The 15,966-nt window shown below is 55.4% G+C and carries 11 protein-coding genes; 3 read left to right on the top strand and 8 right to left on the bottom strand.

Features of this window, described 5'->3' with window-relative positions; genetic code table 11:
* Positions 1-639: 639 nt before the first annotated feature.
* The 3 genes from VB672_RS11335 to VB672_RS11345 form a co-directional block, all read right to left on the bottom strand.
* A complete protein-coding gene (locus VB672_RS11335; RefSeq protein WP_329784295.1) occupies positions 640-1,089 on the bottom strand; it encodes a hypothetical protein in 450 nt (149 codons plus the stop codon).
* A gap of 33 nt (positions 1,090-1,122) precedes the next feature.
* Positions 1,123-2,406 carry a tyrosine-type recombinase/integrase gene (locus VB672_RS11340; RefSeq protein ID WP_329784296.1) on the bottom strand — a complete coding sequence of 428 codons (1,284 nt, stop codon included), beginning with the start codon at positions 2,404-2,406 and terminating at the stop codon, positions 1,123-1,125.
* A 483-nt stretch (positions 2,407-2,889) separates the two neighbouring features.
* Positions 2,890-3,792, bottom strand: a complete 903-nt coding sequence (locus tag VB672_RS11345; RefSeq protein ID WP_329784297.1) for an ATP-binding protein — start codon at positions 3,790-3,792, stop codon at positions 2,890-2,892.
* Positions 3,793-3,961: 169 nt separating this feature from the next.
* On the opposite strand from VB672_RS11345, the gene VB672_RS11350 reads away from it, so the two are divergent.
* From VB672_RS11350 to VB672_RS11360, 3 genes are read left to right on the top strand one after another with little or no spacing between them, the layout of a single operon-like run.
* The gene (locus tag VB672_RS11350) at positions 3,962-5,083 is read left to right on the top strand and encodes a sigma-70 family RNA polymerase sigma factor (RefSeq protein WP_329784298.1); all 1,122 of its coding nucleotides are present in this window, start codon (positions 3,962-3,964) and stop codon (positions 5,081-5,083) included.
* Between the two features lie 4 nt (positions 5,084-5,087).
* A complete protein-coding gene (locus tag VB672_RS11355) occupies positions 5,088-8,180 on the top strand; it encodes a helicase C-terminal domain-containing protein (protein ID WP_329784299.1) in 3,093 nt (1,030 codons plus the stop codon).
* The gene (locus tag VB672_RS11360) at positions 8,177-9,907 is read left to right on the top strand and encodes a hypothetical protein (protein WP_329784300.1); all 1,731 of its coding nucleotides are present in this window, start codon (positions 8,177-8,179) and stop codon (positions 9,905-9,907) included. The genes VB672_RS11355 and VB672_RS11360 overlap by 4 nt, the downstream gene beginning before the upstream one ends.
* A gap of 172 nt (positions 9,908-10,079) precedes the next feature.
* Here the strand turns inward: VB672_RS11360 and VB672_RS11365 are convergent, their stop codons facing one another.
* Genes VB672_RS11365 through VB672_RS11385 form a run of 5 tightly spaced genes read right to left on the bottom strand, consistent with a single transcriptional unit; the run spans position 10,080 to position 15,905 of the window.
* Positions 10,080-10,508, bottom strand: a complete 429-nt coding sequence (locus VB672_RS11365; protein WP_329784301.1) for a very short patch repair endonuclease — start codon at positions 10,506-10,508, stop codon at positions 10,080-10,082.
* 57 nt (positions 10,509-10,565) lie between these two features.
* Positions 10,566-11,684, bottom strand: a complete 1,119-nt coding sequence (locus tag VB672_RS11370) for a DNA cytosine methyltransferase (RefSeq protein ID WP_329784302.1) — start codon at positions 11,682-11,684, stop codon at positions 10,566-10,568.
* Positions 11,685-11,686: 2 nt separating this feature from the next.
* Complete coding sequence (locus VB672_RS11375; protein WP_329784303.1) at positions 11,687-12,433, bottom strand: hypothetical protein; 747 nt, start codon at positions 12,431-12,433, stop codon at positions 11,687-11,689.
* Complete coding sequence (locus VB672_RS11380; RefSeq protein WP_329784304.1) at positions 12,430-13,605, bottom strand: hypothetical protein; 1,176 nt, start codon at positions 13,603-13,605, stop codon at positions 12,430-12,432. The genes VB672_RS11375 and VB672_RS11380 overlap by 4 nt, the downstream gene beginning before the upstream one ends.
* The gene (locus VB672_RS11385; RefSeq protein ID WP_329784305.1) at positions 13,590-15,905 is read right to left on the bottom strand and encodes a sensor histidine kinase; all 2,316 of its coding nucleotides are present in this window, start codon (positions 15,903-15,905) and stop codon (positions 13,590-13,592) included. Before VB672_RS11385 ends, VB672_RS11380 begins: the two co-directional genes overlap by 16 nt.
* Positions 15,906-15,966: the final 61 nt, after the last annotated feature.

The following is a 15,966-nucleotide window of genomic DNA, read 5'->3' on the forward strand; positions in this document are numbered from 1 at the left end:
CAAGAGGCTGTTAGCCCCCTTCCGCCTGTTAGCTCCTGTGAGCCAGCCAGCTCTGTGGCGTCTGTTAGCACCTTGCCACCTCGGGAGCGCACTAGGGCCAGATCACTCCACAAGTTGATGACGAGCCCGACTGCAACCCCAGCCTCTCATGCCGCCGCCAAGCAGCGCCTTGATGCGATTGCTGCAAGGTTCGGTCTGCCTACCGCCGATCTCGTTCAGTCACTGTAACCCCTATGGCTCTAAAGATTGTTATTTCACCCGAGGGTCGAGGACGCTACTCCGCCCGCCTCGGGAACAATCGCCTATGCAACTCTTCCTCGACGCCCCTACTCACTGCCGCTCGGGTTCTGTTGAACGAGGGTGTCTCACCTAACATCGTTATCACGATGACCCATGAAGGGGCATCGGAGGTCGCAATGAAGGCCACTCTTGGGAAGGCTGCAAAACTAACTGTTGTCGAGAACGACAAGGAGGGGCCACGGTTGTCGAAGTATCGCCCTCTCCCCTCCTTTGAACAGGCCCGTGAAGCTGTGACGTGTCAGGCGTAGACGGCGATTTGGGAGAGCCCCGCTACTACACTATCTGAAGCGATAGGTAGCCGCCTGCGGGGCTCGTTTTCACACACTTGATTTCGACACCTCATTTCAGGCGAGTGCAGGTGCCAAGTGTGAGCGAGGGGGTGTTACCTGGCTCGTCCTTGCCGTCAATGTAGCCGATCCCATAGAACTCCTGATAGCGCAGCGACTTCGCGTCAATGAGCATGCCGTATCCCAAGCCGCCACAGATAATGCGATTTGATTTCTTCCCGCTGTATTCACCACGTTCGCATTGGTGAAGCACCCGATCACTACCAAACCTTTTCACTTCAACATTGAATGTCTTGCCTAAAAGCTCAGTCGGCTCTGTTTCTTGGATAAGGAACTTGTCATTATCGACTTTGAAGGTGGCTTGGACCCACGCACTTCCATTCCAGTTGAACCCAGTCGCCTTCTCTCCAATGCAGAGATACTGTTCAAACGCGCTCGCTGTATCCGGTCTAATCACCAGAACAGTTGCCAGTGCAATCAACGAACCAACCCACTTATTCATCACCTGTCTGCCCCATAGACCGCTTTCCACGCACTAAAGCCCGGGATAGGCCAGCTTCTCAAGAGCTTTTCTCTTGGTTTCCAAGCTAGCTCCTCCCGAATACAGGCCATAGGTAATGCGGGGCTTCTCATGCCCCACAATGTCCGCTGCAACGTTCTCGGAGACGCCAGCGTTCTCAAGGAGGGTCGTGACCGTCTTTCTGATCGAGTGGAAGACGTGGGCTTCGCTGAAACCCAGATCGGCCTTCAGCCTGCCGAACCTCTTCCCTATGGCATCACTCCGATCCCCATACTTGTTAACTGAGAGACCAGACAGAATAAACCCGTCTTGGCTTTCCTTCACAAGGCGTTTGAGGATTGGCTTGAGCCTAGAATGAATGGGAACGTCCCGGTTTCCTGCGGGGGTCTTATCATCCTCGATGCGGAGGTGATCCCCTTTCAGATCCCCGATCCTGAGCTTGCAGAGGCTTTCAATCCTCGCCCCGGTCCACATGGCTAGAGTGATGAGGTCGGCAAGGCTCTTGTCGTTCTTCTCCTCGGCAGCACGTAAGAGCTTCACGACATCCTCGGGGCTGAATGGCTTTCTCTCTCCTGACTTTTTCCCATTATAGGCCAGCTTCTCGAAGGGACTTCCCTCCTCTGGGACAAGTTCCAAGGACCGGAGAAAAGCCCAGTAACTCCGCAGTTCGGAGAGGTACCGATTGAGGGTCTTGGTCGTCAGACCCTCCTCATCGGCCCGCCTCTGAAACCATCTTTGAACGGCCTTACGGTTTACGTCCTGAAGGTAAGGAAAGGCCTCTCCGAACTTGACCACCGTAGACCGCTTCTGGTCCTTGGTCTTGGCTTCGTTAGGTAGACCCGCAAGCCACTCGTCCAAGTGTTCGAGGGTTGGGGTCAGTACCCCTGTGGCCAGCTTGAAGAAGCGTTCAGCCTCGGCCACACCGGGAACCTCCTCGTCCTCCGGCACTTCTCGCTCGTCCTTGTAGCCCGCGCGGGATAAGGCTCTGTCAATACGCTCTTGGGTCTCATCGCGGATGCTGTCCATGAGGAGTTGCTTCTCCTCCTCTGTATCGGCTTGGGTAAGGAGGCGGCGGAGGAAGGCCGTCTCAGCTTCCTCGATGTGCGGTGCTCCTCTTTTGGCTTCCTCAACCCGCTTCGACCAGTCATGAACCCAGAGGAGTTGCGCCCTCCTTTTAGCTACCCTCTCGTCCTCCGTTTCAAGGCTCTTGGCGAGGCGCTTCAACCCCATGATTGGCCGGAGCCTGGGTGGGACATCGTGCATCGCCCACCATTTCTGATGACGCTTTACAAGATACATTGCGAGTGTCCTCGATAGCAGCCTCGGCGAGGCTTCCATACAGGTTCTACCCACTGTTTCTCCACACAGGTCGGATTTGTCAACCCATTGATTTCATTGAACTCAGTGACTTAGCGGACACTTGTCGGAGTGTCCCGCTCCCTCCGCCATCTTATCCGACTAAGCTGATGAAAATACTAGTAAATTCGCCTCCCACCAGGTTAAAGGCCCATAATCTACCCCACATTTGCCTCGGGTTAAGCTAACCGTTGTTGGCTATCCTTGGACGCATTCGGCTGTCTGCCCTCCACTGAGAACTTTCCAAAATATCTGTCCTCAAGGTACCCGGATTAGACACGGTGTGCACAGGGGATGAGCAGCTCGCACGCGAGCTCTAAAGTCCGGAAAAAGGGGTGTGCTCCTTCGTGCGCAGCGGCTGGGAGCTGATTCCGCGGAGATCATGCCCAGGAGGCAGCTCCTCCAAGCATCGAGTAGGCTGGCGCCTCATTCGTCATCTGACCTGATAGCATCGGTACGAATATGAACCTCTATCGTGGTTCCAGGGCAGAAGCCCCCACCGGGGATCGGCTCGGCCTGCAGCCCGGATGCGCCGCGCGAGAACTTCACTGCACCCCTTCTTGAGTAGATCGTAACGAACCCGCCGTTGGCCAACACAACCGCCCTCATAAGGTAGTCTAGCCCAGCTCCCCTATTCTGATGGGTGCTGCGCGACGTAAAGCCTTCTTGCGCTGCTTGTACAAGCGCAGCGTTGTCCGACAATTCCGGACGTATTCTTCGGACCGTCTCCGGAATGCCGACGCCGAAGTCTGCGACAGCAATGGAAACAGTATTAGAGTTCGGAAAATGTTGCACGAATATGCTGCCAACGTCGTGCGCCGTATGATCTTTGATATTGTTGAAGATTTCTGACAGACAAATGCGCAGTTGATACAAATCGTCTTCGGAAACCGAAAGACGAGAGGCGAGCCAGGGTATCAAATTCGATGTGAGCCATGCGTGGCTTGAGCTTTGAAGTACACGTTGCAGTGGCCTAGTGGTGCTGCGCGGAGCCGAGGAAGGACTCAGTTTCTTCCGAGTGTGCTGCTCGAAGAACTGCGAATCATCCAGGTAGATCAATGCTTCCGACCGAACATCCGTGTTGAGGAACGTGACCTTGCATCCCTGGTGGGCAAGCCAATGGCACAAGTTGCTTATGAACGTCACACCGACAGGTTCGATAAAGGTCAGCTTGCCGAAGTCGATTGAGACCTCCGGTGGTATTTCTGCATCGGGTCCGACGAAGCTTGAAGCAAGCGTGGCCAAACTAGGCCCAACGAGGTGCTCAGGCAGGCGCAATATCTGCCCTTTATGGAAGAGGCGTCGACGCAGACCCGACATGTTGTTCATAGGTAAATAGTCCTCAATAGATCAAACGAATAGCCAGTTTCCTCGTCAGCCTAAAGTTTGCTGAACAAGGGAATAGACTCAGGCGTATCTCAAGCTTCAGAATAAGGACAAGGCCGAGTTTCACCGTAAGCTTAAGCTATTGACGCCCAGCGGCCAACAAGAGTCGAGAATGGAAACAGGGGGTATGGAGGCCGAGGAGGCAGACGACGACATTGTCGAGCTGGTCGTCGAGAGTCTCCTAGGCGACAAAGAGCGGACGGGGGAGCTGACGCCCGCCGATCTCGCGCGGATTGCTTCGAAACGGCAGCTATCGCCTGAGCAGATCGACCTTGTCGTTCTGGAGCTGAAATCCGCCGGAGTGGAGATCGACGATCCTCAGATCCCGGCGGACGACGCCGCTCTCGGTGGCACGACCGGTCAAAAGGACCTGCTAAAGTTCCCACCGGTAACGCCCGAAGACGAACGCTCCCTCGCGCGCACGTACGCGGCAGGTCGGCAGCTCGAAGGAAACCAAGCAGAACAAGGCTCTGCATCTCCTCATCGCGAGGTTCTGATCCGCCAAGGGCGCAAGGCTCGAGAAAAGCTGATTCTCCACAATCTCCGATTGGTCGCGTGGGCGGCGAAGGACTACGGTCACTACTCGGTCGACTTCGAGGATGTCTTTCAGGAGGGATTGTTCGGATTGTTTCAGGCGGTGGAACGATTCGACCCCGCGCTTGGATACCGCTTCTCGACGTATGCGCTTTGGTGGATCCACCAATCCATCCAACGCAACTTGGACAATACCCAAAGCACGATCCGTATCCCCATTCATCGGTTGACCGAAATCAGGAAGTTGCGTCGAACCAAGCGCCTGCTGATTGCGGAGAACGGGCGCGAGCCGACGTTGGACCAGCTTGCTTCCGCACTGGATTGGACATTAGAGCAGACCGCCTACGTCAGCGACCTTGAGATAACCCGCTTCATATCCTTGGACGCGCCCGCCTCCGAGACGGGCTCCTCGACCATCGGCGATCTCATCCCGGACTTGGATCTTCCATCACCAGAACAGATCACGATACTTGCCGATTTGCAGGAGACCATAGCCTCTCTTCTACGGACGCTGACCCCTCGCCAAGAGAGGGTTCTAAGATTGCGCTTCGGAATCGGAGTCGTCCGCAACCACACCCTCGAAGAAATCGGCTCAGAGTTCGGATTAACGCGCGAGCGGATTAGGCAACTGGAAGCTCGCGCGCTTGAGCGCCTGAGACATCCGGCCCGCCGTCGCATTCTAACCACCTTTAAAGATTGAGATCATGACCCGAGATTTTCTGCCGCTGTCGTCAGATGGCCGATACGCCGCTGGTCAACGTTTTGTGGAATGGCTCATGGCCGAGGTGCTCGGCAAGGCCTGTCGGGACGCCAGCAACACATCGCAAAGCAAGCCGTCGGATCGCTTTTGGCTGGGCCGGCTGGCGCCGTCCCGAATCGCGGCGGTCTCAGGACGCGACAACAGATTGGACAGACTGGAGCCCTGCGAAATCGGCTTCCGCTTCCAGCCTTCGGGACCGCCTCCCTGGAACCTGGATCTGGAGGCCGAATTCTGCCTTTGGCAGAAAGGACGTGACAAGACCTGGCGCAAGATTGAGCCGGTGAGTTTTCGGGAAACCTTTCAAATCGACGGCAAGAAGAGCCTGGTCCAACTTGCCAAGGACAGGTTCGACGAGGCCCTTCAAGGCCTGACCAACGAAATCGGATTGCATTGCGAGCTGCGGGTTACGACTGAACATACGGTCGAAGGCAAGCCGATTCTGTCCGTCACGTTGGTCAACAGCTCTGATCCCGATGACACTGGCGACGTCGATCCACGCTTCTACGAGGCTTGTCTGAGACTGCATGGCTTCAGTGGAGACCCTTTCTCACTTGAGGCCCTTGAGGATGCGTTCCGTTACGACCGCACTGTGGCCGCCTATGGAATCAACTGTGGAGTAGTTCTGGAAGGCGGTGCCCTTTGCACGGAAGACGCCCCAACTGTCCAAAAGATGAGGCCCAACTATTGGGGGGCGCCTGGAGGCCCCCCAGACATGTCCTTTGCGAGTCTCGCGCAAGATCCGGTCGCGCCTGCACAGGCACTTGCGGATGCCCACCGCGATTGGGGAACAGGCGCTTGGTCACAGGAGCGACTGGAGGCCAGAGGTCGCTCCGAACAGTGGACACCTGAAATGCAGCATGCGGCCAAAAGGGGAGCGGATCAGTTCTGGGAAGAGCAGGAACGAATCCGATCAGGCGTGCGCTGTCTCCGGGAAGACCCTCATTTAAACCATGCTTTCCGGATGATGAGCGAAGCGATGTCGATCATCGGCTCGCGTCGAGGATACAACCGATGGCGTCCGTTTCAGTTTGGCTTTCTACTTGCGAATATCGGGTGCATCGCCAATCCTTCTGAAGAGGCAAACATTGCCGATATCGTTTGGTTCGCGACGGGAGGCGGCAAGACCGAGACCTATCTGGGGCTTTTGATCACGGCTGCGTTCTACGACCGCCTCCGCGGCAAAGCAGCAGGGATCACTGCGTGGAGCCGTTTCCCGCTACGTTTGCTCTCTCTTCAGCAGATGCAGCGTTTTGCAGACGCGATGGCTGCTGCCGAACTCGTTAGGCGCCGAGAGAACATCGTAGGATATCCGTTCTCTATCGGATTCCTCGTCGGTGACGGTGCCACGCCGAACAGAATCAGGAGGCCAGAGCAGGATCGAAACTCGAAGTATGACCCCGACGATCCCACGCTCGGGAACAGATTCCGAATGTTGAAGTCGTGCCCGTTCTGCGGCAGCGAGAGGATCAAAGTTCGCTTCGACACGGCATCTTGGACCCTTCAGCATCGGTGCTCCAACGACAGTTGCGGGTGGCCCGAACGCGGACTCCCGTTCCATATCGTCGACGAGGAAGTCTTCCGGTTCCTGCCCACGATCGTCGTCGGCACTCTCGACAAGGCGGCATCCATTGGAATGCAGCAGGCAATGCGCGGTCTCGTCGGTGCGCCGCGCGGTCTGTGCTCTTGCCCGAACCACGGGTTCACCTACAATCCCAATTCTTCCGCACGAGCAGGGTGCCTTGTACCCGAGTGCACGGGCGAGCCCAAAAGCCTTCCATTCCCGGGAGAATACTTCCCCCCGAGCTTCCGGTTGCAAGACGAGCTGCACCTGTTGCGTGACAGCTTGGGCGCCGTCGACGGTCATTACGAGGCCGTTCTGGACGGTCTTCAAGAGGAGCTTACCGGGAAACGGGCCAAGATCCTCGCATCCTCTGCGACCCTCAGCGGATACGAGAAGCAGTGCAGGGTTCTGTATCGGCGCGCGGCACGGGTCTTTCCGCAGCCTGGTCCCTCGCCGCAAGAGGGGTTCTGGTCGACGCCGAGCTCGCATGCGATGCGTCGCTTCGTGGCGCTGGCGCCGAGAGGCGCGACCATCGAGTTCGCGGTCGATCGCCTCGTGGCTGAGCTTCAGATCGCAATCCGGCGACTGACCGCTAATCCAGGGTCGCTGTGCGAGGAAATCGGCATCGATCCAGGATATGCCGACTTTCTGTTGAGCCAATACGGCACCACGACGGTCTACGGTAGCACGCTTCGTGACCTGGATGCCGTGTCCCGATCGTCCACGACCCAGCTCGTGGGAGTCGAAGGTCCAGTCAATTCGGTCTCACTTACCGGCCGGACCCAGTTCGACGAGGTGGCCCGAACGTTGGACTCGCTCGAAAAGCTGGACGAGGGGAAGCCCTTCGAGGAGCGGATTCACCTCATAACGGCGTCTTCCATGATGTCTCACGGTGTCGACGTGGACCGCCTCAACGTGATGATCGTCCTGGGGCTGCCCTTGACCACCGCAGAATTCATCCAGGCTACGGCACGTGTCGGCCGCAAGTGGCCGGCTCTTGTGCTCGTCGTGCATAAGATGGGCCGCGAGCGGGACGCGGGGGTCTTCAGGTCATTCCCGAAGTTCGTCGAGCAGGGAGACCGATTCGTCGAGCCGATTCCGATCACGAGCCGCAGTCGTCGGGTGCTCGAACGGACAATCCCAGGGCTCGAAATGGCACGGCTGCTCCACGTGCATGCTCCGACATTCGAGGGTCGCTTTACGACCGTCAAAGCTGTCCAGCACAGCCTTGAGGTCGGAGAGGTCGAGGTGCAAGCGGAGATAGACGCCCTCATCAGGTATCTTGAGTTTGATCCCGCCTCCGAGAGCGAGCACATCGAGGACATTTCCGACGCGTTGGACCGGTACTTCGGTCGACTAGGATCTCCCAGCATGCGTCCGATCGACTGGTTCGGTGCAGTTTGGTCTCCCAAGCCTATGAATTCTCTCCGAGATGTAGAAGAGCAGGTGACGGTCCACCTGAAGCGTGACGCATGAGCAAGAATGAAGGAAGCAAGCCCGCTGCGGAAGTTCGCCGGAGCGCCTCGCAAATCTCCTTTGGGCACCTTCCAGAGCAAACGGTGGACATCAACGGAGGCATTTGGAAGGTAACCAAGTGGAGAAACACGAAGCTGGAGCATGGCGTCGATACGGATGCTCTGATGGGCGAGGTGTTAGCTGCAGCATCGCCTTGGGCGAACGCCGGGAAGGATCATGACTTCAGTCAGAATGTCCGCAGTGGCCGACGGAAGCTCACGGTTCGTTCGCTAAACAGAGATGACGGAATCGAGGTCTCGCCGTTTCCGAAGATCTGGCGCTGCCACAAATGCCACCGGGTTCATCGCAACACGACCTCTCGTTGCCAATGCGGCGCAGAGGGCGGCCGGCAGCAAGTTCACTTCGTTTGCTTCTGCACGAATTGCGGTGACGTTTCGGAGCCACCAATATTCACGTGCAAAAGTCATAACGAAGTGACGCTTGAGTATCCCGGCACCATGTCCGCATCGCAGATTATCCAGCGCTGTCCATCGTGCCAGGCGGTCACCCGCAAAGGGTTCGCCGGTGCCAAGTGTCCAAGGTGTTCTCGGCAGACCACCGCGCAGGTGCATCGCGCAGCTTCGGTATTTACCCCGCGCTCCGTCGTGATTGTGAATGCTGCTGACCGAGCACAGCAGGAGCGACTTGAACATGCTGGCGGAGCGCCCGGGGCTCTCGATTGGGTCATCAATGGCATGCAGTCCCAAGCTCCCGACAAAGGAGCGCCGAGCGTAGATGCTATGCGCGCTCTGCTAAGGGATAAAGGCGTACCGGAGGCACTGATCGGGAAGTTCATAGCGGATCTGGCCGAGTCCGGAGTTACTCAACGAGAGACCGCGAGCATTCCCGAGCAGATGCGTGAAGACTGCGAGAAGGAGGCCCGTGCAATTGCGCTGGGTCTCATGAAGTCCCGAGCTACTCTCAAGTCCTTGCAGGAGGCCGCGTCCGAGCCAACTCGGGACGTATACAAGGTCGATTATCCGAAGTGGCTCAGATTTGCCGGCTTGAGCGGCGTCGATCTCGCAGATCGGTTTCCGGTACTGACAGGAATGTTCGGATTCACCCGTGGTTCGTCTACAAACCCCCAAGAAAGCATCCTAGTCCCCTTCCAGGATGACCGAGGCGACTACGTCGTCTACGGAGAAACCATGGAGACGGAAGCCCTGTTCGTACGCTTGGACGCAGTCAGGGTCCTGAAATGGTTGTGCCATATCGGCGCGACAGGCCGTACAGCAGCCACGGAAGTTGAGGCGCGGCTGGCCATTCTACAGGCAATGGCAGAGGATCCGACTGGGGACGTACGCCAGATCGTAACCACATTGGTTCACAGCTACTGCCATCGCTTCATCCGGATCGCTGCAGTGTACACCGGGACGGAACGAAGCTCGCTTTCGGAATACCTTGTGCCGAGCCATCTCGGGTTCTTCGTTTATGCCGCGGCTCGAGGCGACTTCGTTCTGGGAGGGCTTCAGGCTGTATTCGAGGGAGAGCTTCATCGCCTCCTCAAGGAGCTTGTCGATGGGGAGCACAGATGTGCTTTGGATCCTGGATGCGGTGACACCGGAGGCGCCTGCATGGCCTGCCTCCACTTGGGTGAGCCGTCTTGTCGGCTGTTCAATCAACATTTGGATCGGGCCACCTTGTCTGGGCCTGATGGATATCTGACCTTCCAAGTAGGCGCCGGCTAGGAGGTCCTGACCACCGCAGCTGTTGTGATTGGCACCTCATTGACGAAGAGATCGAGCCAGCGTTTACAGACGTGACCAAACTATGGAAAGGGCCTTAGCGGGAGGCGATGTCTGAGGTCTCATCGGGAATGTAATACTGTAGTCGCAGGAGCCCGAAAGCCGGTTCTCACGCCTAATGAGATATATCGAGGAAACTTTTGAGTTTGTCTGCGAGGGTGTCGAGATCCTTTGTTTCGCACTCCCAAATGATCAGCACCGACCAACCTATAGCCCTTAAGGCATTCACTGCCTTCTCATCTCGCTCGACGTTTCGTTTGAATTTTGCATTCCAATATGCTGCACGAGTCTTGGGAGTAGTTGTATGGGAGCAGCCCTCATGACGATGCCAGAAGCAGCCGTGCACGAATATCGCCTTATGTGATCGGGGAAAGACTAGGTCTGGGGAGCCTGGCAGCTCACGACGGTGGAGGCGAAAGCGATAGCCGAGCCGATGAGCCAAGCTCCTCACGACAAGTTCAGGTTTCGTGTTCTTCCCACGAACGCGCGCCATGAGCGCGGAGCGTTCGGTACTGGGAGGTGGATCCTGGTCGGCAATGTCCATCGCCCATATATGATGCCTCGTCTCTCTTGTTACGAGATCCCGCAAGATAGGTATAGGCTAGACCGCATCGGGTAGGAACTGCTCAAGCCGGTCCAGGAAATGATCAGGATAATGCAAGCGACTATCTCGAGCCCTCGTAGTGAAACCCCTAAGCGCTCGCTTGGAGATGGGCTGCCATGTGAAGTCGGGGTGTTCAGAAAGACGTCCGATCTGAGGTAAATCGGGAGCCTCCCCAGCTTCTATTAGATATCGTTTCCCCTTGCCGTCACCCCAGGCCGCAAGAGGCCAAGGCTTGCTTGTTGGAAGTTCATGTTTTGGGGAAGCATACGCAATCGGCGTCTTGAAGCGCTCCCCGATCCACCGAAGGACTGGGGGGGAAACGGCATTACCGACAAGCCTCCATCTATCTCGAGCCGGCGCAGCTTCCGTCCAACCTTTAGGAAAGCCCTGGAGGCGCTCCGCTGTCTCGATCGTGGGCACCTTTACCGAGCCATCTGGAAACAGCACTGCTGGAGGTGAAGGGATGCCGATTGTAGAGCCAGCCTTCAAGGTCGGGATCGCATCAACGGTGAGCCCGTGACCAGCTCGGCCTTCCGTCCAATAAAAACCTATAGGCCTGTCAAGACTAGGCTGTTCCACAAGCGGCGCAGCTTCGCCGCCCGAGAATAGGATCGTTCCAGGATCCGCCACCCGTGAGGCGACAAAGTAGAATCTGCGTCGCCGCTGGGGGAGATTGAAATACCGAGAATCCAGCGTCCGATACGCCCATGAATATCCGAGGCGCTCAGCCTCATGCATGAGGTAAGCCAGCACACGTCCACCATGTACATATCGGATGGATTGTACATTCTCCAATAAAATCCAGTCAGGGCGTGAGGCTTCGGCAAGACGAAAAACGTGACGTACCAGCCCGCTTTTTTCGCCACCTAAACCTCGCTGACCGCCAACTATAGACACATCCTGGCAGGGAAACCCGCCAGTCAACAAACTGGCACTCGAAATCTGGCTAGCTGTTAGATCCTCAACATCAGCGACTATCGATAGGTTGGGAAACCGATCTGCCAGCACATCCTGAGCAGCCAAGTCCACCTCTGTCGCGACAACGGTTGTGATGCCCTCTTCAGACAAGCCGAGCTCGAAGCCACCAATGCCGGTGAATAGGCTTGCAGCAAGCATCATCAGCTCAGAACAATGGGTTCGGGCAGACGTTCATGCAACGCAAGAAGCGGATATGGCCTACTTAAAAGCGCATTGAAAGAACGTGACACTGAGAAGATTCTACGCCTCTGTCGCATATGATGTTGCTTCATGCTTTCAGAGCTACGGGTCTTCTGCACTGTATCTTTCCAGTCGATCGGCCACAATTCAACCAGGGCCATTTCAAGCACGTCTGGCGGCGTAGATAAAAGAATAGGAATCCTTGGAATATTCTTACCAACATGAATATGAGAGAAGCAGTGCCGAACCCCTTTCTCAGCGGGGTTATCTCCTAGCTCTTCAGAGGGATTGCCATTTCCATCATAGTCAACGTGAAGGCCGCCTTCACATACGTCGATATGATACTTGCTCCAGATTTCATCAGGCGTGTTCTCAAGACGGAACTCTACATTCACACTCCCGTTGTAGACAATCCACCAATCAGGATCTTGCGCACTCCGTTCACAGCTCCAGTCAAACCAAAATTTTGCAAATACTCTCTTTGTATTTTCTCCAGCCTTGTATGCAGTAGATGCCCTAGTCGCGAAAGGCGCGCATTTCCATAAAAAGTGCGTACGATTAGGAATCGATGCTACAGTCAAAAATCGGGATGCAGCATCCTCCAGCTCTTTTCTGCCCTTTTGGTCAATCTGCTGAGAACTAGTTCGCGCTATGGCTTGCAAGGACGAGCAAAGTCCAGCAGGCTGAAATTTTATGCCTGCTTTCATAGCTGAATACCTAACTCTGCGGCATCAGCTTGATCGACCATCAAGCCTAACCAGGGATGCTTCTTGACCTCCGATATTAGCATCCAGGGCTTTATGCATTCGGCAGGCCAGCCAGGAGGAGTCACAGGAACTGCGGCGGAAGCCTCAACTATCTCGCTTTCGACGAGCTGCTCATTCCAAACGACAACAGGATCAGCAACTTCAATTAAACTTACTGTGCAGCCTGCCAAGTCTGACAGAGACTTCTGGATGTCGCGTCTATCCAACTCAAACACTGTAAGCGCAGCCAAGTCCAACCCGGCTGTCCACCAGCGCCGGCTGAAAAGCTTCTGACCGGGACCACTGTAGGCTGCTTGCGCAAGCTGTCTTGCCCATTCAGTCTGAGGATTTGAGACAATTTTATCGAGACTTTCCCTGTCTATGCCTAGACGGGCACTCACATAGAAATCAGATACGAAGAGCCCGGGATATGGCAAGGCTGAATGAAGCAGCCACCGTATCAGCGATACGGGACCTCGATTCGGATTATCGGGGCGGTCAGGATTATGCGAAATAGGGGGTAGAGCCCTTCTCACATCGGAGATCGCTCGTTCATTCCATTGTTCACCACTTGGTAGTCTCAAGAACTCGATCGTCTCATTGAAACTAATGCCATTGTCTCCAACGATGCCTGATGCAGCCTTGAATGAGGAGATGAGATCGTAAACCTGGCCCTTCGTCACCTCCTCCTGATCTCGGTCAGCCTCAGGTTTGGCCAGCAACCACTCGACGTCAAGCACAGGAGCAAGTTGAGGTTCACGTCCAATGAACCCGCCATTCAGAGGGCGATTCGGGCCAACTGCCGGCACTTCGTTGGCAAATAAATCAGGTTCCTGAGTAATAATTACGATAGGCGGAAGCTTTAAGTTCTTCTTCCGTGCAACCGCATGCAGCTGGGCGACGAACCCGCTTCCGTCAAAAACGCTTAAGAGCTCCGGATCTTTCTGGAAGTTTTGATCGACAAGTATCAGATCCCAAGCTTTCTCGGAGTTCCCAGAAATGATCTTAGGATCATCGTTAACATTGGAGACTACGAACTCCGTGTCGTCTGGCATGATCTTCTGTGCATCATCCCTTGTCCATTTGTCATCAATGACCCAGACTTTCATTAGTTCATTCACTTCCTTGGCCATTTTAGCTCTACCGCCGTCGCATAACCGTTGGATGGCATTACGAAAGCGATCTCTCCCCCATACTCGTCCATTAGACTGCGCGAAACTGTAAGGCCCAGACCCATCCCCCGTCCAAGCACGTGATCGACCTCATGTGTGGTGGATCGAAACGGTTCAAACCAACGGTCAGCGGAATTTAGGTCGACAGAAGTACCAGTGTTCTCGATACGGATGATCACTTCTGCTTTATCATTCCGGCCCGACGCTCTGACTTTGCCAGGAGATCCAGCAAATTTGACAGCATTGCTAACAAGGTTCGAAAACAAGGCTGAGATCTCAGCTGGAAATACAGGAGGCGACGTTAAGTCCTCCGGGATCTCATTGATTATTTCGATTTTGCGACTTGCTGCAGCCGATCTGAAAAACTCTACGACGGGATTGAAGCGATCTCTCAGCAAGATACGCGAGCGGCGACGACGGCCTTCCACGCCGGTCATGTCCGCTAAATAGACTCCATTTCTCTTGAGACGCTCTCGGAGGCTTCGTGCCTCCGCAGCAAGAGATCGTAACTTCTCACGTTCGGTACTGGGGATAGTTTTAGTCTTTGCAGCTGCATCTAAGCCACGTGCTATTGTGTCTGCCGTCGACCCCAACCCTAAGATTTCGTGTACGAATGCAGCTTGCTCAAGTCCTAGCGACGCGAGAACACGATACATCACGGTTTCAGATGCGCCCTCAGAAGAAAGCGACATCGCTTCCGTGACTGCCAATTCAATTACACTAAGACTTTCAGTAAGACGGTCATTGGCCTCCTTTGATCTGCCGGCAGCAACTAGGCTTTTGGCCTCACGTACGGCGTCGGATGCACGTCTATGAAGTTCATGGCTACGGAATACAGTAGGCGAGTTATATTCGCTCGAACGTGCTGCAACATCCTGTCGTTTGGCTCTATCAAACGTTCGTGCGATCTTCGCCTGCGAGGTCGCCGCCTGACGTGTTCTTACCTGAATACCGATAGCATGTCGTATTGAGTCCGAAACAAAGTCCCACGTGGGAGAAGGCAGGAAACCCTCCCGGTTAGCTAGAATTTTTAGGCAGTCTGCACCGTCTCGCGTTAAGAACACGGCCCCAAAATAGTGGCCGTTTCCTTTGATTACGAGGCCTTCTCTATCATCAATAAAATCCGGCTTTTCCCAATCAGAAAATCGCCGTAGGCGCTGCATTTCACCCCGTCCACGAGACCGATAGTCCTGGGCAAGACCCAACCAATCGTCCTCCCCGTCGCCATACGGCAATACCCGAAATCCTTCCAGATACACTCGGACGCCCCTGAAAGCCCGCGTCCAGGCAACCTGTTCTTTCTCGAAGATCCGCGCAGTAAAATCGATAGGCTCAATTCTGCGCTCAAAAGGATCGAAGTCTGGGATCCGCCCAACAGTACGAAACCCCTCTGCATTCGCAAACTCTGTCTTGAATAGACCTGTCGGTTCAACCGCGATTTCGATTTCCCTATCTTTACCCCGACACTCGATCTCAATGATCCATGCCGCTGATTCAGCGACAGAGGGCACGAACTGCTCCACATCAGTAAAGCTGCCAGAAAATTTTATCGAAAAACCTGGATCGCCACGCTGGTTATCTCTTACTTTAGGGCGATCAAAGAGCAGGGGTTTTGGGGTCACCCTCTCGGGGAGAGGGCTAGACAACACCTCCGGCGGAGTAAGTGTTGCAACCTCATCGTAGAATTGGCCTAGATCCCGACCGGTCCAAGGTTTTCTGAGCTCGATCAGGCTCAATTTCGTTCCGGCCTGTCCAGAAGCCTTTAAGTCCTTGACTACGACCGCATCGCTCGTAGCCACCTTATCCAAATCCTCCAGCGCTTCCACGCGATCCCAATCGATCTTTGCCGAAACGCCGATCTTGCTAGGCAATCCCAACAAAGGATCACGCTTTTCATCGGAAAACTTTCGCGAGTGGACTTCTAGCGTGCGAGCAAGCTTGTGAGCTGCGAGACGACCGACGCCTTTTTCTCCTGTAAAGCGCCTCTGATACAGCCTTGAGCGTTTATTCCCTCCGATCTTGGTGCGTCCGGCAATAGTGAGGAACCCGCGCTCAAAGTCGGCTGCGTCCATTCCTATCCCATCGTCCTCGACGATGATCGAGCCGGATAGACTATCCAAGTCGGTGCCGTGAATCCTGACCCGTGTCGCGTCTGCGTCATAAGAATTCTTGATCAGTTCGACGAGCGCGGTGCTGTCGCGGCCAACAAGCAGCTCGCCAAGCTCGCGGAAGAGCTTCGTATCGACCTTGAACTTAGCCAAGTTGGGCCTCAAGAATTCTCAAAAAATTGTACCCTAGAGTACCTGGAAGGAACCTGAGCTA

Origin of the sequence: Microvirga sp. CF3016 (genome assembly GCF_036314085.1) — a bacterium.
Taxonomy (GTDB): domain Bacteria; phylum Pseudomonadota; class Alphaproteobacteria; order Rhizobiales; family Beijerinckiaceae; genus Microvirga.

Coding starts and splice junctions, on each gene's coding strand:
- VB672_RS11335 (WP_329784295.1), bottom strand. CDS start 1,089: ATGAATAAGTGGGTTGGTTCGTTGATTGCACTGGCAACTGTTCTGGTG.
- VB672_RS11340 (WP_329784296.1), bottom strand. CDS start 2,406: ATGTATCTTGTAAAGCGTCATCAGAAATGGTGGGCGATGCACGATGTC.
- VB672_RS11345 (WP_329784297.1), bottom strand. CDS start 3,792: ATGAACAACATGTCGGGTCTGCGTCGACGCCTCTTCCATAAAGGGCAG.
- VB672_RS11350 (WP_329784298.1), top strand. CDS start 3,962: ATGGAAACAGGGGGTATGGAGGCCGAGGAGGCAGACGACGACATTGTC.
- VB672_RS11355 (WP_329784299.1), top strand. CDS start 5,088: ATGACCCGAGATTTTCTGCCGCTGTCGTCAGATGGCCGATACGCCGCT.
- VB672_RS11360 (WP_329784300.1), top strand. CDS start 8,177: ATGAGCAAGAATGAAGGAAGCAAGCCCGCTGCGGAAGTTCGCCGGAGC.
- VB672_RS11365 (WP_329784301.1), bottom strand. CDS start 10,508: ATGGACATTGCCGACCAGGATCCACCTCCCAGTACCGAACGCTCCGCG.
- VB672_RS11370 (WP_329784302.1), bottom strand. CDS start 11,684: ATGCTTGCTGCAAGCCTATTCACCGGCATTGGTGGCTTCGAGCTCGGC.
- VB672_RS11375 (WP_329784303.1), bottom strand. CDS start 12,433: ATGAAAGCAGGCATAAAATTTCAGCCTGCTGGACTTTGCTCGTCCTTG.
- VB672_RS11380 (WP_329784304.1), bottom strand. CDS start 13,605: ATGGCCAAGGAAGTGAATGAACTAATGAAAGTCTGGGTCATTGATGAC.